General features: G+C 70.8%; 21 protein-coding genes. 16 read left to right on the forward strand and 5 right to left on the reverse strand.

What is annotated here, in order from left to right; translation table 11 throughout:
• Positions 1–79 precede the first annotated feature (79 nt).
• The 4 genes from ACWD02_RS27945 to ACWD02_RS27960 all read left to right on the forward strand — a co-directional run bounded on the left by ACWD02_RS27945 (position 80) and on the right by ACWD02_RS27960 (position 5,576).
• The gene (locus tag ACWD02_RS27945; protein ID WP_451215171.1) at positions 80–1,447 is read left to right on the forward strand and encodes an aminotransferase class III-fold pyridoxal phosphate-dependent enzyme; all 1,368 of its coding nucleotides are present in this window, start codon (positions 80–82) and stop codon (positions 1,445–1,447) included.
• A 236-nt stretch (positions 1,448–1,683) separates the two neighbouring features.
• Positions 1,684–2,397 (forward strand): GntR family transcriptional regulator, encoded by a 714-nt coding sequence (locus ACWD02_RS27950; protein WP_451215172.1) that lies wholly within the window; start codon positions 1,684–1,686, stop codon positions 2,395–2,397.
• Positions 2,394–4,823 (forward strand): glycosyltransferase, encoded by a 2,430-nt coding sequence (locus ACWD02_RS27955; protein ID WP_451215173.1) that lies wholly within the window; start codon positions 2,394–2,396, stop codon positions 4,821–4,823. Before ACWD02_RS27950 ends, ACWD02_RS27955 begins: the two co-directional genes overlap by 4 nt.
• 102 nt (positions 4,824–4,925) lie before the next feature.
• Positions 4,926–5,576, forward strand: a complete 651-nt coding sequence (locus ACWD02_RS27960; RefSeq protein WP_451215174.1) for a hypothetical protein — start codon at positions 4,926–4,928, stop codon at positions 5,574–5,576.
• 186 nt (positions 5,577–5,762) lie between these two features.
• Here the strand turns inward: ACWD02_RS27960 and ACWD02_RS27965 are convergent, their stop codons facing one another.
• The gene (locus ACWD02_RS27965; protein ID WP_451215175.1) at positions 5,763–6,569 is read right to left on the reverse strand and encodes an SLATT domain-containing protein; all 807 of its coding nucleotides are present in this window, start codon (positions 6,567–6,569) and stop codon (positions 5,763–5,765) included.
• A 357-nt stretch (positions 6,570–6,926) separates the two neighbouring features.
• Here ACWD02_RS27965 and ACWD02_RS27970 point away from each other — a divergent pair, with 357 nt between their 5' ends.
• From ACWD02_RS27970 to ACWD02_RS28020, 11 genes are all read left to right on the forward strand, one after another.
• A complete protein-coding gene (locus tag ACWD02_RS27970) occupies positions 6,927–7,268 on the forward strand; it encodes a YbaB/EbfC family nucleoid-associated protein (protein ID WP_125514106.1) in 342 nt (113 codons plus the stop codon).
• A 79-nt stretch (positions 7,269–7,347) separates the two neighbouring features.
• Positions 7,348–7,947 carry a recombination mediator RecR gene (gene recR, locus ACWD02_RS27975; protein ID WP_125514107.1) on the forward strand — a complete coding sequence of 200 codons (600 nt, stop codon included), beginning with the start codon at positions 7,348–7,350 and terminating at the stop codon, positions 7,945–7,947.
• Positions 7,940–8,683 carry a DUF5063 domain-containing protein gene (locus ACWD02_RS27980; protein ID WP_451215176.1) on the forward strand — a complete coding sequence of 248 codons (744 nt, stop codon included), beginning with the start codon at positions 7,940–7,942 and terminating at the stop codon, positions 8,681–8,683. Before recR ends, ACWD02_RS27980 begins: the two co-directional genes overlap by 8 nt.
• Positions 8,684–8,960: 277 nt before the next feature.
• Positions 8,961–9,233 carry a Scr1 family TA system antitoxin-like transcriptional regulator gene (locus ACWD02_RS27985; protein WP_451215341.1) on the forward strand — a complete coding sequence of 91 codons (273 nt, stop codon included), beginning with the start codon at positions 8,961–8,963 and terminating at the stop codon, positions 9,231–9,233.
• Positions 9,230–9,481, forward strand: a complete 252-nt coding sequence (locus tag ACWD02_RS27990; RefSeq protein WP_451215177.1) for a DUF397 domain-containing protein — start codon at positions 9,230–9,232, stop codon at positions 9,479–9,481. The genes ACWD02_RS27985 and ACWD02_RS27990 overlap by 4 nt, the downstream gene beginning before the upstream one ends.
• Positions 9,482–9,642: 161 nt before the next feature.
• Positions 9,643–9,984 carry a globin domain-containing protein gene (locus ACWD02_RS27995; protein ID WP_451215343.1) on the forward strand — a complete coding sequence of 114 codons (342 nt, stop codon included), beginning with the start codon at positions 9,643–9,645 and terminating at the stop codon, positions 9,982–9,984.
• Positions 9,985–9,987: 3 nt separating this feature from the next.
• Complete coding sequence (locus ACWD02_RS28000; RefSeq protein WP_451215178.1) at positions 9,988–10,170, forward strand: hypothetical protein; 183 nt, start codon at positions 9,988–9,990, stop codon at positions 10,168–10,170.
• A gap of 239 nt (positions 10,171–10,409) precedes the next feature.
• Positions 10,410–11,681, forward strand: coding sequence for an aspartate kinase (locus tag ACWD02_RS28005; protein ID WP_249588720.1), 1,272 nt, complete (start codon positions 10,410–10,412; stop codon positions 11,679–11,681).
• A complete protein-coding gene (locus ACWD02_RS28010; protein ID WP_451215179.1) occupies positions 11,678–12,742 on the forward strand; it encodes an aspartate-semialdehyde dehydrogenase in 1,065 nt (354 codons plus the stop codon). Before ACWD02_RS28005 ends, ACWD02_RS28010 begins: the two co-directional genes overlap by 4 nt.
• A gap of 337 nt (positions 12,743–13,079) precedes the next feature.
• Entirely contained in the window at positions 13,080–13,739 is a 660-nt protein-coding gene (locus tag ACWD02_RS28015) for a SigE family RNA polymerase sigma factor (RefSeq protein WP_363210486.1), read from the forward strand.
• Positions 13,736–15,217: a hypothetical protein gene (locus ACWD02_RS28020; RefSeq protein WP_451215180.1), complete on the forward strand. Its 1,482-nt coding sequence runs from the start codon at positions 13,736–13,738 to the stop codon at positions 15,215–15,217. The genes ACWD02_RS28015 and ACWD02_RS28020 overlap by 4 nt, the downstream gene beginning before the upstream one ends.
• A gap of 218 nt (positions 15,218–15,435) precedes the next feature.
• On the opposite strand, the gene ACWD02_RS28025 is transcribed toward ACWD02_RS28020, so the two are convergent.
• Positions 15,436–16,266 carry an SURF1 family protein gene (locus tag ACWD02_RS28025; RefSeq protein ID WP_451215181.1) on the reverse strand — a complete coding sequence of 277 codons (831 nt, stop codon included), beginning with the start codon at positions 16,264–16,266 and terminating at the stop codon, positions 15,436–15,438.
• 103 nt (positions 16,267–16,369) lie between these two features.
• Entirely contained in the window at positions 16,370–18,145 is a 1,776-nt protein-coding gene (locus ACWD02_RS28030; RefSeq protein ID WP_451215345.1) for a S9 family peptidase, read from the reverse strand.
• A gap of 140 nt (positions 18,146–18,285) precedes the next feature.
• Here ACWD02_RS28030 and ACWD02_RS28035 point away from each other — a divergent pair, with 140 nt between their 5' ends.
• Complete coding sequence (locus ACWD02_RS28035) at positions 18,286–19,125, forward strand: class I SAM-dependent methyltransferase (RefSeq protein ID WP_451215182.1); 840 nt, start codon at positions 18,286–18,288, stop codon at positions 19,123–19,125.
• 39 nt (positions 19,126–19,164) lie between these two features.
• On the opposite strand, the gene ACWD02_RS28040 is transcribed toward ACWD02_RS28035, so the two are convergent.
• Complete coding sequence (locus ACWD02_RS28040; RefSeq protein ID WP_451215183.1) at positions 19,165–19,764, reverse strand: GNAT family N-acetyltransferase; 600 nt, start codon at positions 19,762–19,764, stop codon at positions 19,165–19,167.
• 149 nt (positions 19,765–19,913) lie between these two features.
• Positions 19,914–20,624: a TetR/AcrR family transcriptional regulator gene (locus ACWD02_RS28045; RefSeq protein ID WP_451215347.1), complete on the reverse strand. Its 711-nt coding sequence runs from the start codon at positions 20,622–20,624 to the stop codon at positions 19,914–19,916.
• Positions 20,625–20,712 lie beyond the last annotated feature (88 nt).

Here is a 20,712-nt window from a genome sequence, read left to right on the forward strand (position 1 = left end):
ACACTGTCCAGTCCCCCCGACCCCCGCGAAACACAGCGCCCATGTCCCATCCGCATCGTGGACATTTACCCTCGCCCACATGACCCCTCAGCCGAACCCGAACCCCAAGGTCGGCGCCGCCGTGAAGGCAGCGGACCGCGCGCACGTGTTCCACTCCTGGTCCGCACAGGAGCTGATCGACCCCCTCGCCGTAGCCGGCGCCGAGGGCTCGTACTTCTGGGACTACGACGGCAACCGCTACCTCGACTTCACCAGCGGCCTCGTCTTCACCAACATCGGATACCAGCACCCCAAGGTCGTCGCCGCCATCCAGAAGCAGGCGGCGGAGATGACGACCTTCGCCCCCGCCTTCGCCGTGGAGGCCCGCTCCGAGGCCGCACGCCTCATCGCCGAGCGGACCCCCGGCGACCTCGACAAGATCTTCTTCACCAACGGCGGCGCCGAGGCCGTGGAGAACGCGACCCGCATGGCGCGTCTGCACACCGGCCGCCCCAAGGTCCTCTCCGCCTACCGCTCGTACCACGGCGGCACCTCCACCGCGATCAACCTCACCGGCGACCCCCGTCGCTGGGCCTCCGACAACGGCACGTCGGGCGTCGTCCACTTCTGGGCGCCGTTCCTCTACCGCAGCCCCTTCTACGCCGAGAACGAGCAGCAGGAGTGCGAGCGCGCCCTCCAGCACCTCGAGGACACCATCGCCTTCGAGGGCCCGCAGACGATCGCGGCGATCATCCTCGAGACCGTCCCGGGCACGGCCGGCATCATGACGCCGCCGCCGGGCTACCTCAAGGGCGTACGCGAGATCTGCGACCGCCACGGCATCGTCCTCGTCCTCGACGAGGTGATGGCGGGCTTCGGCCGCACGGGCAAGTGGTTCGCCGCCGATCACTTCGACGGCGGGATCGTGCCCGACCTGCTCACCTTCGCCAAGGGCGTGAACTCCGGTTACGTACCGCTCGGCGGCGTCGCGATTTCCGGCGCCATCGCCGAGACGTTCGCCCGCAGGCCCTACCCGGGCGGTCTCACGTACTCCGGGCACCCCCTGGCCTGCGCCGCCGCCGTCGCGACGATCAACGTCATGGAGGACGAAGGCGTCGTCGAGAACGCGGCCCGCGTCGGGACGGAGATCATCGCCCCCGCCCTCGCGGAGCTCGCCGAGCGGCACCCGAGCGTCGGCGAGGTCCGTGGCCTCGGCATGTTCTGGGCCCTCGACCTGGTCAAGGACAAGGAGACCCGCGAGCCCCTCGTCCCGTACAACGCCACGGGCGAGGCGAACGCCCCGATGGCAGCGTTCGGCGCCGCCGCGAAGAAGCAGGGCCTGTGGCCCTTCATCAACATGAACCGCACCCACGTGGTCCCCCCGTGCAACATCACGGACACGGAGGCCAAGGAGGGCCTCGCGGCGCTGGACGCCGCGCTGAGCGTGGCGGACGAACACGTGTCCTGACCCCGGAGGGTCTGCGCCCGTCCGCACGGGACCCTGACCGCCGCTTCGCGGAGGATCTCCCTCACCCGCGCACTCATCGGCTGGGTGGGCGGGAAAGATCCGCCGCGAAGCGGCGGCACAGGGCACGGGTGGCGCCGCACGCGAAAGCGCCCCGGCCCCCGGGAACCCCGACCGCGTAGTCTGACGTGCTCGTAAGCGAACGACGACCACCAAGACCACTCCGCGAGGGAACCCAGATGCCCGGCACCGACGGCTCCGCCGTCATCCGCAGCACTCTGCGCCAGCAGATCGCCGACGCGCTGCGCGACGAGATCCTCGGCGGCCGTCTGGAGCCGGGGCAGGAGTTCACGGTCAAGGAGATCGCCGAGCAGTACGGCGTCTCCGCGACCCCGGTCCGCGAGGCCCTGGTGAACCTCGCCGCGCAGGGCCTCCTGGACGCCGACCAGCACCGCGGCTACCGCGTCCACGAGCACTCCCTGGCCGACTACCGCGGCATGCTGGAGGCCCGCGGCCTGGTCGCCGACGGAATCTTCCGCGACCTCGCGAAGAACGGCACCCCGCTGGGACCCAAGAGCCAGAAGGAGACGACCGCCGCGCTGATCTCCGTACGCCGCCGTGGCGAGGAAGCGGCGCGCGCCGCCTGCGCGGGCGACCTGAACGTCCTCATCGGCTACGACCTGCGCTTCTGGCGCGAGCTCAGCGCCCTCTTCGGCAACCCCTACCTCTCGGACTTCCTGCACCGCATCCGCGTCCAGTCCTGGGTCTGCGCCGTCACCTATCTGCGCCGCGCCGTCGAACAAGGCGACGGCGACCTGCGCGGCACCCTGTGGGCCCGGCACACCGAGCTCGTCGACGCCCTCGCGCACCGCGACCCGCGGACCGCGCACGCGATCATCGACGAGTACAACGCCCACTCACTCGCCCTCATCGAGCGGCTGGCCGCTGCATGAGCGTGGATCTGACCGTCGTCGTCCCCGCCTACAACGAGGAGCGGCGCCTGGCCCCCACGCTCGCCGCGATCCGGGCGTACCTGGAGGACGGTTCCGAGGGAGGCGACCGCAGCACCCGGTGGGAGCTGATCGTCGTGGACGACGGCTCCACCGACGGCACCCTCGACATTGCGGCCGACGCCGAGGCCGCCGACCCCCGCGTCCGGCTCATCCACTCCGGCCGCAACCGCGGCAAGGGCCACGCCCTGCGCCTCGGCGTCCTCGCCTCGCGCGGCGACCGCGTCCTGATCACCGACGCCGATCTGGCCACGCCCATCGAGGAGCTGGAGTGCCTCGACAAGGCGCTCACCGACGGCCACGCGGCCGCGATCGGCTCCCGCGCGGGCGCCGACGCCACGATCGAGGCCCACCAGCACCGGCTGCGCGAACTCCTGGGCCGTACCGGCAATTTCCTGATACGAACGGTCGCCGTCCCCGGAGTCCGCGACACCCAGTGCGGCTTCAAGCTCTTCGACGGCGACCGTGCCCGCGAGGCCTTCGCCGCGTCCCGGCTGCGCGGCTGGGGCATAGACGTCGAGATACTGCAGTACTTCCGCCGCTCCGGCTGGCCGGTCGCCGAGGTGCCGGTGCGCTGGGCGCACCAGGAGGGCTCCAAGGTCCGCCCGTTCGACTACGTGAAGGTCCTCGCCGAGCTGACCTCGCTCAAGGTCCGTACGGTCCGCCCGAAGGACCTGCTCGTGGTGGCGCTCTTCCTGGCGATGGCGGTCACCCTCTACTCGGGCCGCTGGGTCGCGCCCGGCGCCCGCTATCTCCCCGACTCCCTGCAGGACCAGAACCAGTGGGAGTGGTTCTTCGCGGTGACGGCGGACAACGTCCGCCACCTCCACAACCCCCTCTTCACGACCCTTCAGAACCAACCCGACGGCGTGAACCTCATGGCCAACACGGTCATGCTCGGCCTCTCCGTCCCCTTCGCCCCCGTGACCTGGCTCTTCGGCCCGGCGGTCGCCCTCAACGCGGCGATGACGCTCGGCCTGGCCGTGACCGCCGTCGCCTGGTACTGGCTGATCCGCAGGCGGCTCGTACGCCACCGGGGCGCGGCAGCCGTCGGCGCGGCACTGGCGGCCTTCGCGCCGCCGATGATCAGTCACGCGCACGCGCACCCGAACTTCATGGTCCTGTTCATGATCCCGCTGATCATCGACAGGGCGCTGCGGCTCTGCGAGGGCGCCCGGGTCCTGCGGGACGGGGTCGTCCTCGGGCTCTTCACGACGTACCAGATCTTCCTCGGCGAGGAGCCGCTGCTGCTCGCGGCGGTGGGCATGCTGCTCTTCGCCGCGGCGTACGGCGTGGTCCGCCGTGACGTGGCGAGGGAAACGTTCCGCCCCTTGGCGCGCGGCCTCGGGGTGGCGGTGGCGGTGACCCTGCCGCTGGTCGCCTTCCCGCTCTACTGGCAGTTCTTCGGGCCGCAGAGCTACACGAGCGTGCTGCACGGCGACAACGCGGGCAACAGCCCGCTGGCGCTCATCTCCTTCGCGGAACGCTCCCTGGCGGGCAACGAGGAGACGGCGTCCGCCCTCTCCCAGAACCCGACCGAGCAGAACGCGTTCTACGGCTGGCCCCTGGTCGCGCTGACCTTCGCGATCGTCGTACGCCTCTGGGAGCGGACGGTGGTGAAGGCGCTGGCCTGCACGGTCCTCGCGGCGGCCGTCCTCTCCCTCGGCCCGAGGTTCCGCATCCCGCTGACGGACGTCGTGCTGCCGGGACCCTGGGCACCCCTCGCGCACGCACCCCTCTTCGAGTCGGTCATCGAGTCGCGGGTGGCCATGGTGTGCGCCCCGGCGCTCGGCATGCTGGTGGCGCTCGCGCTGGCCGATCTCCTCACCTCCGCGCGCCCCATGACGGCCGCGCGTTACGCGGGCGTGGCCGCGGTCGCCCTCGCGCTGCTGCCGATCGTGCCGGCGCCGCTGAAGGCGGTGGAGCGGGCGCGGCCCCCGGAGTTCATCGCCGACGGGACGTGGCGGAAGTACGTGGGGGAGGGCGAGACCCTCGTACCGGTACCGCTGCCGGACCCGGCGGGTGCGGAGGCGCTGCACTGGCAGACCACCGCCGGCCTGGGTTTCAGCCTGCCCGGCGGCTACTTCAACGGGCCGTGGGGCCCCGACCGCATCGGCATCTACGGCGCGTCGCCCCGCAACACCTCCAACCTCCTGCGGGACGTCCGCTCGGCGGGCCGCGCCCCGCAGATCACGGACGCGTGGCGCAGGGCGGCGCGCGAGGATCTGGCGTACTGGAAGGCGGGCGTCCTGGTCCTCGCGCCGCAGGAGCACGACGCCGAACTGCGGGAGACGGTGGAGGAACTCCTTGACCGGCCCGCAAAGTGGGTAGACGGGGTGTGGATCTGGGATCTGCACGAGGGGAGCTAGGGGCGTCCGCCCGGACTACGCTGCCTGCACGCCAGGAACGTCCGACGTCCGATATGCCGTCCGCGTATGACCGACCTACTCGATCTGACCTGAGGAGCACCCTTGGCCTGTGACCTGTGGCTGGTCCCGCTCGTCGACGTGCTGTGCCACAGCCCCGACAATCCCTTCGCGGAGGAGATCGCGACGTACGACAAGGCGTTGCACGAGGCCGGTCTGCCGCCCGTTCCCGTCTTCGCCTACATGCCGGGCCTCTCCGGGGACGTGGCCCCGGTCGCGGGCTTCGACTACGACGCGCTGCATTTCCTGCGCCGGGCGTACCTCCTCCAGGTCTGCGGCCTCGAGGTCACGCCGGTGGACGAACTGGGCGGGGACTACGAGCAGTTGCTGGAGATGTTCGACGCGACGGCCCAGCAGTCGCATCTGGTCTGGCACTACGACCACGCGGGCGCGTACGTCCCGGTGGACTTCCCCGCGCCCCTCTCGAACGACGAACTCCTCTCCGGGGGCGGCCCGTTGGGCTCGGCCCAGGCGCTGCTCCGGGAGCTGGAGTTCGTGGCCCCGTCCATCGGCATCGACGCGGCCAACCCGCCTCGCCCGCCGACCCCGCCCGAGGCCCCCACCTCCCTGGAGGAACCGGCGGCCCCGGCCCCACCGGACGACAGTCCGTTCGCGAGGGAACGCCACGTATGGCTGGGCCTGCACGCGGCAACGACCCGGAGCCTGGCCCAGGGCTCAATGATCATCTACAGCTAGTCACCGGCCCCTGGGGCGGAGCCCCGGTCTCTCGGCACGGGGTGGGATCGGGGAGAGCCCCGCAGGGACCCCCACCCCGCAGGGACCCTCACCCCGCAGGGACCCTCACCCCGCAGGGACCCCCACCCCGCAGGGACCCTCACCCCGCAGGGACCCCCACCCCGCAGGTGAATCCGCCCGAGCCCCTCACCGCGGCTCGGGCGGACGCTGCCGAGGCATGTTCGGGCGCGCCCCCGGCGGCAAGGCGGCCCGGACGGGAGCGGCGCCCGCCTCCCCCCGGGAGGCGGGCACCACCGCCTGCATGGCCAACGGCGCGGGCCCCGACCGGAACTCCACCATCCAGTCCGCGGTCTCGGCCCGCACAAGCTCCGTCACATCCTCCGAGAACCGCCGCAGCACCCCCAGACATCGCTCGGCAGCCTCACTGGCGGTCCCCTCGGTGGGCCCGAGAACCTCCCGCACGCTCTCCGACGCCCAGTCGAACTGCAGCACCTGAAGCCGCCGCTGCACGGCCTGCGCGGTGGCCACGTCCCGCATCCACCCGGACGTGAGCCCGAAGAACCGGTCGCACGCCACGCACGCCGCACCCGCGAGCAACGAGACGAACCCCCAGGTGGCGACACCCGCCACCGCCCCCGCCAGATCGAGCAGCGGAAGCACCCCCGCGCCCACGGCCCCCGCCGCCGCCCCCACCCGCGCGAGCCGCGCCCCGCGCCGCTTCCACGCCCGGTCGGACAGGTACCACTCCGCGGTGTTGAGCGCTCCCCGCTCCACCCACCGGTACAGCTCGTCGAGCCGCTGGGCGGGCTCGCCCCAGTCGCCGAGGGGAAAGGCCCGCCCCGTCAGATCCCCGGCCCGGGAGCCGTCCCCACCCCCGGAGATCCCACCGGGAGCACCCCCGGGAACACCTCCAGGACCGCCCTGGTGCGCACCCGCCCCGGCACCCTGCCCCTCCTGGGGCACCCCCTCGGGCTGCATCTCCGGCTGGCTCACCCGGCACTCCCTCTTACCTCTACGAGATCCCTGACTGTCACCTGCGGCGGTTCCGTACCGTGCTCGCACTGTGACAGTTGGTACTGATGCCACTTCTGGTGCTGACGCGACTGATGTCATCTGCTCATGCGCATGCGCAGCCCCAGTCCTACCGCCCAATGGGTGGCCATGAGCCCGTTTTCACGGGATTTCCGCCCGGAAGAGGTTCTTGATCAGGTATAGGAGGGCGGCCGGTCTCACTCGAAAGAGTGCTGGGGCGAGGGCCCCCTCGACCACGTAGGCTCATTCCAGGTGGAAAAGGCGTTGCCGGACCCACCAGCAGACCCGCCGACAGACCGACGAAAACAGGAGCTGATCGTGATCCCCGGTGGTGGCCAGCCCAACATGCAGCAGCTGCTCCAGCAGGCCCAGAAGATGCAGCAGGACCTCGCGACCGCGCAGGAGGAACTGGCGCGCACGGAGGTCGAAGGCCAGGCGGGCGGCGGCCTCGTCAAGGCCACGGTCACCGGTTCCGGTGAGCTGCGCGGCCTGGTGATCGACCCCAAGGCGGTCGATCCGGAGGACACCGAGACCCTCGCGGACCTGGTCGTCGCGGCGGTCCAGGCGGCGAACGAGAACGCGCAGACGCTCCAGCAGCAGAAGCTGGGCCCGCTGGCGCAGGGCCTGGGCGGCGGAGGCATCCCGGGCCTTCCCTTCTAAGAGGGCCACCGGCCAACTACCGTACGTATCAAAGCTCCATACTCGGCAAGACCAGGAACAGGAAAGGGAAAGGCACCCCGTGTACGAAGGCGTGGTTCAGGACCTCATCGACGAGTTGGGCAGGCTGCCCGGCGTCGGTCCCAAGAGCGCGCAGCGGATCGCCTTCCACATCCTGCAGACGGAGCCGACGGACGTACGCCGCCTCGCCCACGCCCTCCTCGAGGTGAAGGACAAGGTCCGCTTCTGCGCGACCTGCGGGAACGTCGCGCAGGAAGAGCTCTGCAACATCTGCCGCGACCCGCGCCGCGACCTCAGCGTCATCTGCGTGGTCGAGGAGCCGAAGGATGTCGTGGCGATCGAGCGTACGCGCGAGTTCCGGGGGAAGTACCACGTACTGGGCGGAGCGATCAGCCCGATCGAAGGGGTCGGCCCGGACGACCTGCGCATACGAGAACTCCTCGCGCGCCTGGCGGACGGCACGGTCACCGAGCTGATTCTGGCCACGGACCCGAACCTGGAGGGCGAGGCGACGGCGACGTACCTCGCACGGATGATCAAGCCCATGGGCCTGAAGGTCACCCGCCTGGCCAGCGGGCTCCCTGTCGGGGGAGATCTGGAATACGCGGACGAGGTCACCCTGGGCCGCGCCTTCGAGGGGAGACGACTCCTAGATGTCTGAGAACCAGCAAGAGAAGTCCACGAATCCGGCAGAAACTCCGGCCACGGCCATCACCCCGGCCGCGGTCCCGGCCCCCGAGCCAGCCGTCCTGCTGCATGCCTCCGCCCAGGACCCGGACTCCTTCGCGGTGCAGATCTCGGACCAGATCGAGAGCTTCATCGTGGCGGTGACGGAGGTCGCGAAGGGCGACGAGCCGGACTCGGCCGTGCCCTTCCTCCTCCTGGAGGTCTCCCAGCTCCTCCTCGCCGGCGGCCGCCTGGGCGCGCACGAGGACATCGTCCCCGACGAGCGCTACGAACCGGACCTCGGCCCGGAGCGCGACGTGGACGACCTGCGCGAACGCCTGGCCGTCATGCTGGAGCCGGTGGACGTCTACTCCGAGGTCTTCGACCCGTACGAACCGCGCAAGGCCCCGGTGGCGGCCCGCATCTCCGACGACCTCGCGGACGTCGTCGCGGACCTCTCCCACGGCCTGGCCCACTACCGCGCGGGCCGCACGACCGAGGCCCTGTGGTGGTGGCAGTTCTCGTACTTCTCCAACTGGGGCTCCACGGCCTCGGCCACCCTCCGTGCCCTCCAGTCCCTGGTGGCCCACGTCCGCCTGAACCAGCCCCTCGAAGACCTCGACGGCCTGGACACGGACGAGGACCTGGCCGACGACGCCCTCGCCGAAGCAGCAGGCAAGGTCATGGCCGAGGAGATCGCCGGTCCACTGGGCCTGCGGTCGGTGCAGTAACCGACCCCGTCCTGGGCCGCGGGCCGCACCACCGTCCGCTCAGGCCCTGCCGTCCACGCCGCCTGCGCTGCCTGCGTCACTCGCCCTGCCTGCGCCACCCGCCCTGCCTGCGCCACCCGCGCGGGCGGGGCGCAGCTATCGCTGACCAGGTCGACGCCCCACCAGAGGAGGCCCCCGGTGAACAGGACGGTGGGCACCACCTCGGCCCGCGCCGCACGCCGTGTCTTCTCCGGCCCTTCGCTGAGCCGCAGCGCGTAGACCTCGACGTTGCTGGTTCATCTGCTGGAGCTGGGGCGCCGAAACAACGTCTCGATCCAAGTCCTGCCCCCACGAACGGGCAGTCTCCTCCGGGCTCATGGGACAGCTGAGCCTGATGGAAATGCGTGATCGTGAACGATTCGCATACGCGGACGGCTCATCGGTGAGTCAGCTCACTTCCGATGCCGAGGTGGTGAGTGCGTACACGGAGCGGCTTGGCGTGATCCGTATGGAGGCCCTCGGGGCCGAGGACTCGGCTCGCGTTATCGAGCGGATGGCGGATGAGCTGTGAGTGACGAGCTGCAGTGGTTCAAGTCCAGCTATAGCGGCCCTGAAGGGGATGCCTGCGTCGAAGTCGCCCTCGACTGGCGCAAGTCAACGTACAGCGATGACGAAGGCGGCGCCTGCCTGGAGATAGCCCCCTGCCCCACCGCCATCCACGTACGCGACTCCAAGCTCCCCCCGGAGACCGGCCCTCGCCTGGCCCTCCCGGCGTCCGCCTGGTCTGCCTTCCTCGCGTACGCCACCCGTTCTCAATAAAATCCCGCCACCGAAGGCCATTTACGGGCCCCACGCGGGACATTTCTGCACTTCACCCCGGAGCTCAAGCTCCGAGCCCCAGGCCCCGAGCCCCGAGCTCCTCCCTGGGTTGGTTGGTCAGGAGATGAAATCCAACCAACCAGCCCGACACGGGAGTTGAGCTGCGCGTCAACGGCAAGGACGGCAAGGACGGCAAGGACCGCGAGGGCAGCGCAGGCGGCCCGCCCCGAGCGAGCCTCTACGAGCACGCCGGCGGAGAGGAAGCCCTCCACCGGCTGGAGGAGATCTTCTATACGAATTCTCTCGCCGACCCCGTACTGCGCACCCTCTTCCCGCGGCGCCGTCCGCACCACGTCGACCGCCTGACGTGGTTCACGGCCGAGTCCTTCGGCGGCCCCGACCGGTTCACGCGCGAGCTCGGCTTCGGGCACCTCATCGACGTACACCGGAATCTGAAGATCACCGACGAGCAGCGGGAGCGGTTCGCCGCGCTCTACCTGTAGTCGTTGCGGGAGGCGGGACTGCCCGACGACGAGCCGTTCCTGGGTGCGGTGCGCTCGCACATCGAGTTCGGCACCCGGGTGGCCCAGCAGAACTCGCACGCCGCGAGCGACGACGAGCTGCATCCCTTGCGAGAGGTACCGCGTCGGCAGTGGCCCCAGGGCGGGCAAGGCTCCGGAACGCGCTGACGCCGGGCCCGGCGACCCTGTGACCCGCCCCACTTTGCGAGTGGCCCCCTGCCAAACGGGCATGTGCCAAGCCGAGCGGTCGAAACGTACGTCCCGATCAGCGGGAGCGTATGCCGGCGGATGATCACCTGGTGGGCGGGACATCTCACCATGCGATATCCGTGCGGCGAATTTCGGCCGCTCGTTAGACTGAGCCGACCGCAGCAGTGCGGTGAAGACGGACTGAGCGAGGAGCGCACGTGAGCCTTGTCGTGCAGAAGTACGGAGGCTCCTCCGTAGCCGATGCCGAGGGCATCAAGCGGGTCGCCAAGAGGATTGTCGACGCCAAGAAGAACGGCCATCAGGTCGTTGTCGTGGTGTCCGCCATGGGTGACACGACGGATGAGTTGATCGATCTTGCCGGGCAGGTTTCCCCGATTCCTGCCGGGCGTGAATTCGACATGCTGCTGACCGCCGGGGAGCGGATCTCCATGGCCCTTCTGGCCATGGCGATCAAAAACCTGGGTCACGCGGCCCAGTCGTTCACGGGCAGCCAGGCCGGTGTCATCACCGACTCCGTCCACAACAAAGCGCGGATCATCGATGTCACGCCGGGCCGCATCCGGGCCTCCATCGACGAGGGCAACATCGCCATCGTCGCGGGGTTCCAGGGTGTCAGCCAGGAGGGCAAGAACATCACCACGCTGGGCCGAGGTGGGTCGGACACGACCGCTGTCGCCCTCGCCGCCGCGCTCGACGCCGAGGTCTGCGAGATCTATACGGACGTGGACGGCGTTTTCACCGCCGACCCCCGTGTGGTGAAGAAGGCCCAGAAGATCGACTGGATCTCGTTCGAGGACATGCTGGAGCTCGCGAGCTCCGGGTCCAAGGTGCTGCTCCACCGCTGTGTGGAGTACGCCCGCCGTTACAACATCCCGATTCACGTGCGCTCGTCCTTCAGCGGACTTCAGGGCACGTGGGTCAGCAACGAACCGCAAGGGGACCGCAAGGTGGAGCAGGCCATCATCTCCGGTGTCGCGCACGACACCTCGGAGGCCAAGATCACGGTCGTCGGCGTGCCGGACAAGCCGGGTGAGGCCGCCTCGATCTTCCGCGCCATCGCGGACTCCGGGGTCAACATCGACATGATCGTCCAGAACGTCTCGGCCGCTTCGACCGGACTCACGGACATCTCGTTCACCCTGCCCAAGGCGGAGGGCCGCAAGGCGATCGACGCCCTGGAGAAGACGCGCTCGGCCATCGGCTTCGACTCGCTCCGTTACGACGACCAGATCGCCAAGATCTCGCTGGTCGGCGCGGGCATGAAGACGAACCCCGGCGTCACCGCCGCCTTCTTCGAGGCGCTCAGCGACGCGGGCGTGAACATCGAGCTGATCTCGACCTCCGAGATCCGCATCTCGGTCGTGACCCGCGCCGATGACGCGAACGAGTCCGTGCGCGCCGTGCACACCGCCTTCGGCCTCGACTCCGACACGGACGAGGCCGTGGTCTATGGAGGCACCGGGCGATGACCGGAAAGCCGACGCTCGCGGTCGTCGGAGCGACCGGGGCCGTCGGCGCGGTCATGCTCCAGATCCTGTCGCAGCACGCCGACATCTGGGGCGAGATCCGACTCGTGGCCTCACCGCGCTCGGCCGGCAAGAAGCTGGCCGTGCGCGGTGAGGAGATCGAGGTCCTCGCGCTGGGCGAGGAAGTCTTCGACGGTGTAGACGTGGCGATGTTCGACGTCCCCGACGAGGTCAGCGCGCAGTGGGCGCCCATCGCGGCGTCCAAGGGCGTTGTCGTCGTGGACAACTCCGCCGCCTTCCGGATGGACCCGGACGTGCCGCTGGTCGTCCCGGAGGTCAATCCGCACGCCGCGCGCGTACGCCCGCGCGGCATCGTGGCCAATCCCAACTGCACGACCCTTTCGATGATCGTGGCCATCGGCGCGCTGCACGCCGAGTTCGGTCTGCGCGAGCTGATCGTCTCCTCGTACCAGGCCGTGAGCGGCGCCGGGCGGGACGGCGTGGACACCTTGCGCCGCCAGCTGAAGCTGGTGGCCGGCTCGGAGCTCGGCACGAGCCCCGGTGACGTACGACGTGCTGTCGGCGACGACACCGGGCCCTTCCCGGAGCCGGTGGCGCTGAACGTGGTGCCGTGGGCCGGGACGCTGCGTGACGACGGCTGGTCGTCCGAGGAGATGAAGGTGCGGGACGAGTCCCGCAAGATCCTCGGCCTGCCCGGCCTGAAGGTCGCGGCGACCTGCGTACGCGTGCCGGTCGTGACCACGCACTCCCTGACCGTGCACGCGCGTTTCGAGGACGAGGTCACGGTGGACCGCGCGCGCGAGATCCTGGCCACCGCCCCGGGCGTCGTGCTGTTCGACGATCCGGCCGCCGGGGAGTTCCCGACGCCCGCGGACGTGGTGGGCACCGACCCCACGTGGGTGGGCCGGGTGCGGCGCGCACTGGACGATCCGACGGCCCTGGAGCTGTTCGTGTGCGGGGACAACCTGCGCAAGGGGGCCGCGCTGAACACGGCCCAGATCGCGGAGCTGGTGGCGGCGGAACTCACCGGGCGCCAGGCCTGACCGGTCCCCGGCGCGGGAGCCTCTGTGGGATCTGTGTAAATTCTGTGTCCAACTTGGTGGCCGGGATCGCTTGATCTGGACCATTGCCGCGTTCGAAGATTCGCAATAAGCGTTCGAAGATATTCGTCCCCGTCCTCTGCAACCAGCAGCAGGGCGGGGCGCGTCTTTGCGAGCGCCCTCCCGGGGGCGTGACCTGAGCGCTGCGAAAATTGGGCATAGGGGAAGAGCTGGTACGCATGGGGGCAATTGATGCAGCGTCACCGACGGCGACGCTGCCTGCCGCAAACGCGCCGCGCGATGCGTACAACCCTCCAGGGGGTAGGCGTGTCCAACTGGCGTGGCAGAGGTTCTCGATTTCACAGCGGTTCAGGCGAGGGGTGCGACCCTGCGCCCGCCCCGCCGTCCCCGTGCGCCCGCCGGCATGCCGGTGATCGCCCCCATGCCCACCACGAGATCGGCCCGCATCCCGACGCAGCGCGAGGGCGCTGAGGAGGCGATGAGCGCCGGCACCACAGTCGACCACCTGACCGAGACCTACCGCGCCCACTACAGGTCGCTGCTCGGCCTGGCGGCGCTGCTTCTCGATGACACGGCCTCCTGCGAGGACGTGGTGCAGGAGGCGTTCATCCGGGTGCACTCGGCGCGCAAACGCGTCCGGGACCCGGAGAAGACGCTCGCCTATCTGCGGCAGACCGTCGTGAACCTCTCGCGGTCGGCGCTGCGTCGCCGCATCCTCGGGCTGAAGCTGCTCTCGAAGCCGATGCCCGACATGGCGAGCGCCGAGGAGGGTGCGTACGACCTCCTTGAGCGGGACGAGCTGATCAAGGCGATGCGTGGCCTCCAGCGCCGCCAGCGCGAGGTTCTGGTCCTGCGGTACTTCGCGGACATGACCGAGGCGCAGGTCGCCGAGACCCTGGGCATATCGCTGGGGTCGGTGAAGGCATACGGCTCGCGCGGGATCGCGGCTCTGCGGGTCGCCATGGAGGCACCGGCATGAGCAAGCAGGAGTACGGGCGTGAGCGGGACGAGAGCGCCGAGTTTGAGCAGCGTGCTGGGGACGGAACTGTGGAACACGGCCAGGGTGACGAGCCCACCGCCTCCGAGAACGGGACAGGGGCCGACGGTTCCGGGACCGAAGAGTCCGCGACCGAGGCGTCGTCCGCGACCGAGGCGTCGTCCGCGACCGAGGCGTCGTCCGCGACCGAGGCGTCGTCCGGGACCGATGCGTTGTCCGTGACCGAGGAGTCTGGGGCTGAAGGCTCTGGGGCGGGGGAGTCTGGGGCCGCGGGCCCTCGGGTCGGTGACTCGGGGGCCGATGGGGCCGACGGGGGTGCGGAGAGCGACGAGACTGTCGCGGCTGCTGAGAACGACAACGCCGTCGCGGCTGCCGAGACCGCTCCGGCCGCCGCCGGGCCCGCTGAGGTCGCCGAGCCCGCCGCGAGCAAGGGCTCCGGGGCGGGGTCCCCGCTTGATTCCCTCTTCGGCGGTGACGACGGTTCCGACGAGCTGGCGCTGCGCAGGATGATGCGCTCGGCGGTCCAGGAGATCGAGCCGGGAGACCGCGCCCTGGAGCGCCTGCGGCACGCGGTGCCGGCGCGCAGGCAGCGCAAGCGGCATGCAGTGGTCGGCATGGCGGCCGCCGCTCTCTTCATCGGCACCGCCATCCCGGCTCTCGTGCACGTGACGAACTCCGGCGGCGGCTCGGACGACCGGCCGTCGATCGCGGGCAACAGCGAGCAGACGCAGGGCGGTTCGAGCCAGGGCAAGGGTCCCGGCGGCGGGGAGAAGGGCGAGAGCAGCGGCTCCGGCCCCTCCAAGTCCAAGGACAAGAAGGACAAGAAGGGCAAGAAGGACGGCAAGGGGAAGGGTGAGGCTAGCGGCGGCGCGACCGGCGGCCCCGACCCGGCGGGCACGGAGTCCGCGGGCTCGCCCGCCTGCGCGGTGGACCAGCTCGGCAACGCCTCGGGCAGCGCGGGTGTGGCCGACGCCGAGGGCAAGGTGTACGGCACGTTCCGCGTCGCCAACGTCTCCGGCAGCAGTTGCACGGTCAGCGCCCCGGGCAGCGTGAGCACGGCGACGACGGGGGCGGCCGATCCCGCCAAGATCGTCGTCACCGACCACGTGGCGGGCGACGCGGCGACGGGCCTCCCGGACCCGTCGCAGGCGGTCAGTTCGCTGGTCCTCCAGCCGGGCGCCGCGTACGAGGTGAAGTTCGCCTGGGTGCCATCGGAGGCGTGTCCGACGGACAGCGGAGAGCCTTCGCCCGACCCGACCCCCACCGAGAACGGCGGCGGCACGGACGGCGGCACGACGGGTGGCGTGGAGCCCCAGATGGTGCGCGAGGACGGCGGCGTATTGGACGGGGGCGTGACGGTTTCCCTGACCGCCGCCCAGGGTTCGCCCGCCGCGGGCGCGACGATCGTCAACGCGTGCGCGGGGACTGTGTACCGGACGGGGATGCTGTCGGCGTCGTAGGCGAGGCCGACGGACGGCCGACGGACGGTCGGCACGACTGTCGGAACGGCGGTCGGCACGACGGACAGAGACGGCCGGGTCGGAACCTGTGAAAGGTTCCGACCCGGCCGTCGTCGTGTGGGTGCGGGTGTGGGTGCAGGTGCGTGTGGCGGGTGTGTGGGTGCGCCGACTGTGTAGGTGGGTGCGGCGGGTGCGGCGAGTGTGTGGGGGAGCGGGAGTCAGCCCGCGCGGACCCCGGCCGGTGCGTCGGCCGCTCCACCGCCCGCGGCGGGATCCTCCGGCAGAAGCCCCAGCTCGGCGTCCCGCGCGAACTCCCGCTCCCGCCGGAACAGCCGGAACCACATGAAGACGACGAACCCCGCGAAGACGAACCACTCGCCGGTGTAACCGAGGTTCTGGAAGGCCTTGAGGTCGAGCCCGGAGTTCTCCGGCGCGGCCGCGGGCACCGCCTTCATCCCGGAGTCACCCTTCGCCAGGGTGACCCAGGCGTCGTACACATCGCCCTGGACGACGTTCACCAGCGAGGCCGCGCTGATGGCGCCCAGCTGCCCGTCCGGCAGCCCGCCGGCCGCGCTGACCCCGTTCGAACCAGGGCTCTCGGAGGCCTGGAGCGCGCCCGTCACGGTGACCTCACCGGAGGGCGCCGCGGGAGCCTTCGCCGTGCTCGCCCTGCCGGGGAGCCAGCCGCGTACGACGGGCAGGTCCTTGCCGTTCTCGGTGCGCAGCAGAGTCAGGACGTAGTACCCCGACTTGTCGTCCAACTCCCGGCCCGGAACCAGCAGTTGCTTGCCGTACCGCCCCGTGGCCGACACCTGTTCCCCGGACGTCTCCTGGTCCACGGGAAGCATCGAGTTCAGTGGCCGGGGCTTCTCCTCGGACCGGGTCGGTGAGGCCTGCCGGTCCGCCTGCTGCTGTGCGGCGTCATGCGCCTCGACGCGGTCCTCGAACCGCCCCAGCTGCCATGACCCCATGAAGACGCAGACGGGGATGGCCAGCAGTACGAAGACGTTGATCCCCCACCAGCGGGGCGTCAGCAGGAACCGGTACACACCCCCACGGTACGGGGGCGCCCGCGGGGGAGAGGCCGCGGGGTTGCCGAATCCGCCGCTCCGCGAACCCGCCGCCCCCGCCCTCCCCGTCCCCGCGGTCCGGCTAGCGAAGGTGCCGCTCGGTGAAGTCCAGTTCCAACCGCACCTGCTTGATCCGCTCGTCCACGACAAGTGACCCGTGCCCCGCGTCATAGCGGTACACCTCGTGGACCGCGTCCCGCGCCTTGAACCGGTCCACGTAGTTCTCGACCTGGCGGATCGGGCAGCGCGGGTCGTTCACACCCGCGGAGATGTAGACCGGGGCCTTCACCGCGTCCACGTACGTCAGCGGGGACGAGGCCTCGAAGCGCTCCGGGACCTCCTCGGGCGTACCGCCGAGGAGCGTGCGGTCCATGGCCTTCAGGGCCTCCATCTCGTCGTGGTACGCCGTCACGTAGTCCGCGACGGGGACCGCGGCAAGGCCCACCGCCCAGGAGTCGGGCTGCGTGCCGACGCCGAGGAGCGTGAGATACCCGCCCCAGGAGCCGCCGGCCAGGACGATGCGGTCCGGGTCCGCGAGGCCCGACGTCACGGCCCACTCCCGCACCGCGGCGATGTCCTCGAGCTCGATCAGGCCGACGCGGTGCTTGAGGGCGTCCGTCCACTCCCTGCCGTACCCGGTCGAGCCGCGGTAGTTCACGCGCACCACCGCATAACCGTGGTCCACCCAGGCCGCGGGCCCCGCCGCGAACGCGTCGCTGTCGTGCCACGTCGGGCCGCCGTGGATCTCGAAGACCGTGGGGAGGGGGCCGGTCGCGTCGGCGGGCTTCTGTACGAGGGCGTGGACCCGGCCGCCGGGACCCTCCACCCACACGTCCTCCACCGGCACGGAGGCCGGGGCCTTCATGCCGGGCGGGTCGAGCACGACGCCGCCCGACGTCGAGCGCACCACCGGCGGCTCGGCGGCCGACGACCACAGGTACTCCACGCTGCCGTCCGGCCGTGCCGTCGCCCCCGACACCGACCCCGCGGGCGTCTCGACCCTGACGAGGTCACCCGCGGCGAACCCGTACCGGAACAGCTCGCTGCGGGCCTCGAAGCTGTGCGCGATGAGCAGGGCGGAGCCGTCGGGATACCACTCGGCGCTCACGTCACCCGGCAGGTCGAGCGCCAGGTCCGTCTCCTCGCCCGTCGCGACGTCCCACACCATCGGCTCCCAGCGGCCGCGCCGCTGATGCCCGACGAGGAGCCGCGTGTCCCCGTCGACCGGCGCGAAGCCGAGGACTTCCAGGCCCAGCTCGACCGTGCCGCCCTCGGTGTCGTCGAGCTCGGCGACCGTGGAGCCGTCCGGCCTGATCACCCGGAGGGTGGAGTGCATCGCGTCGCCGTGCTCCGTGTGCTCGACGGCGATCAGCGAACCGTCGTGGGAGAGGTCGCCGACGCCCGCGGACTCGCGATGGCGGTAGATCTCGACGGGGTCAGCGCCGGGGGACCGTACGACGTGGATCGTCGAGCCCTCGTCGTCCGTCGAGCGGCCGATGACGGACATCCGTCCGTCCCGCGCGAGGACGAGGCCCGCCGGATAGGACGGGTCGAGTCCCGGCACCGCGGGTTCGTCGGTGCCGCCGCCCGCGAACGGCTGGCGCATCCACACGCCGAATTCGTCGCCGTCCGTGTCGTTGAACCACCAGATCCACTCGCCGTCCGGCGTGAGCACCCCGTCCGTCGTGCCGTTCGGCCGGTCCGTCACCTGGCGCTGCTCGCCGGTCGCGCGGTCCCACGCGTACAACTCGTATGTCCCTGTCGCGTTCGACACGAACAAGGAGCGGTCGGGGGCGTCCTCCGCCCAGTCCGGCAGGGAGACCCGCGGCGCACGAAACCGCTTCTCCCAGTCCGGCATCGGCGCACCCGCGTCCCCGCCCGCAGCCGTCGGCGTCGTCTTCCCTGCACCCGCACCCAAGTCGCTCATGGACCCCATAGTGCACGTACGCGCCGACAATCCGCTGGCGAGGGTCCCCAGCCTGTGGATAACTTTCTGGAATGTACTCACCGACCCCGTCCGACTGGCGCGAGGCCAACCGAAAACGCTGGGACGAGCGGGTCCCTCTCCACCTGGCCAGCGACTACTACGACCTTCCGGCCTTCCGCGCGGGACAGGACCCGCTGCGCGCCTTCGAGCTCGCCGAGGTCGGTGACGTCACCGGGCGCTCCCTGCTCCACCTCCAGTGCCACCTCGGCCTCGACACCCTCTCCTGGGCCCGGCACGGGGCTTCCCGCGTGGTCGGCCTGGACTTCTCCGAACCCGCCGTGGACGCGGCCCGCGACCTCGCCGCCGAGCTCGGCCTCAGCGCCGACCAGGCGTCCTTCGTGGCCGCCGACGTGTACGACGCGGCGGACGCGGTGCCGGACTCCTCGTACGACATCGTCTACACCGGGGTGGGCGCCCTGTGCTGGCTCCCCGACATCCAGCGGTGGGCCGAGACCGCGGCCGCGCTCGTCGCGCCCGGCGGCTTCCTCTACCTCTCGGAGTTCCACCCTCTCGCGGACATCCTGGACGACGCCACGGGCTCACGGATCGAGCACGACTACTTCGCCCGCGACGCCTGGATCGAGGAGACCCCCGGCGGCTACGCGGACAACACCACCCCCACGGTCCACAACCGCACCGTGGAGTGGCAGCATCCGGTGGGGGAGGTCGTCTCGGCGCTGGCGGCGGCCGGCCTGCGGATCGAATTCCTCCACGAGCACGACACGACACTCTTCGAACGCTTCGGCACCCTCGAACTCCGGGACGGCACCTATCAGTTCCCGGCATCTCGCCCCCGTATCCCGCTCATGTACTCCCTGAGGGCGAGCAAGGACCGCAAAGCGAGGGCCTGAGCCCGAGCGCGTCCCCGAGCGCGTCCCCGGGCGCGCAGCTCAGGGCCGCGCGTCCGTCGGCCGCAGCCACCCCTCCCACACGAGCCCGTCGGGCTTCGCCGCCTCGCTCTCCCCCCGGCGGGGCGGGGCCGTCGAACCCGGGCCGGCCGGATCGAACTCGCCGAGCTTCGTCCAGCCCCACGAGCGCAGGATCTCGCGCCCCAGGTCGTCGTCCCGCTTGATGACCGCGACGACCAGATCCGTGGCGTGCCGTATCAGCAGCAGGGTGCGCATGCGCTCCGAGATGCCCAGGCGCCGGTAGGCGGGCACCACCATCAGCTCGGTCAGGACGAAGACCCGGCCCGAGGCCGTGCGTTCCTCCACCTCCGGGGGCAGAACGCCCCTGAAGCCCTCCCACCAGTCGCCGGTACGCGCCGCGCGGTAGCCGTAGAGACAGCCGACGAGTCCCGCCGCGTCGGCGACGACCATGTCGAAGTCGGGCCGCTGCACGGTGTTCTCGAAAAGCCGCAGGAACCCCTGCCGGTCGCGGTACTCGGCGCCCGCGTCCCCTTCGTAGGCCGCGACATAGACATCGGCGATCGCTTCCCGCTGCTGCTCCGCCTGCCACCGGGTCAGCCGCCGCAAGAACACCTCAGTCATTCGTTCCTCCGCCCGCCCCCGCCGAGGGTCCCCTCGACACCCCTCGACACCCCTGGACTCCGCATGGTGACACCACGGAACGACGAGCGGAACGGGGCGTGTGGGGGCCACTTGAAGTCACGGCTGCGTGAAGGCGCCCGCCATGCCCGTCACGCCCGTTGCGAGTGCGGCGGGCCGCTGTCCGTCCGTCCGCGATCGCCGAGGGCGGCGGCGAGGAGAGCGCGTAGGTGATCGGCTTCCGGGAGCAGCGTGGCCTCGATGTGGTCGTTGGTGTGTCCGGCCAGGGTGAGTTCCTGGATACGCCGGAACAGGAGCCGGTCCGCGGCGGCGATCAGGGCTGCGTCGGCACGGTGCGTGATGGGCGGGGCGGTGTTCGGGGCGGTGTCCGGGATGGTCTCCGGGTCGGTGTTCGGGGCGGGGTCCGGGTCGGCACCCGGGGACGCGGCGGCCAGCGCGACGGCGAGTGACTCCTCGCGCAGGTCGTGCAGTTCGCGCAGGCGGGCGGTGAGGGTGGGGCTTTCGGCGACCATGCGGGCGAACGCGGGGCCGGTGAAGCCGACGACGGGGCTGTGCGCGAGGAGGGCGGCGCGGAACGTGCGTCGCAGGGCGGCGAGCGGCTCCTCGCCCGGCTCGCGCTCGGCGACGGCCCGGGCCAGGCCCTCGGTGAACGCCTCGTGGTGGTCGAGGGCCAGGTCTTCCTTGCGAGGGAAGTAGTTGGTCACCGTCTTCTTGGCCACGCGGGCCGCGGCGGCGATCTCGGCGATGGTGGTCTGCTCGAAGCCCTGATCGATGAAGAGCCTGGTGGCGCAGTCGGAGATCAGTTGCCTGGTCTCCTGCTTCTTGGACTCGCGGAGTCCCATCTCGGTGGTGGTCATGAGGGAATCTTACATCCGAGGTAAAAATATGCTTGACCGAGTGGGTGGTCATGGCTAAAGTTACGTCCGTTGC

The organism is Streptomyces sp. NPDC002853 (assembly GCF_053591915.1).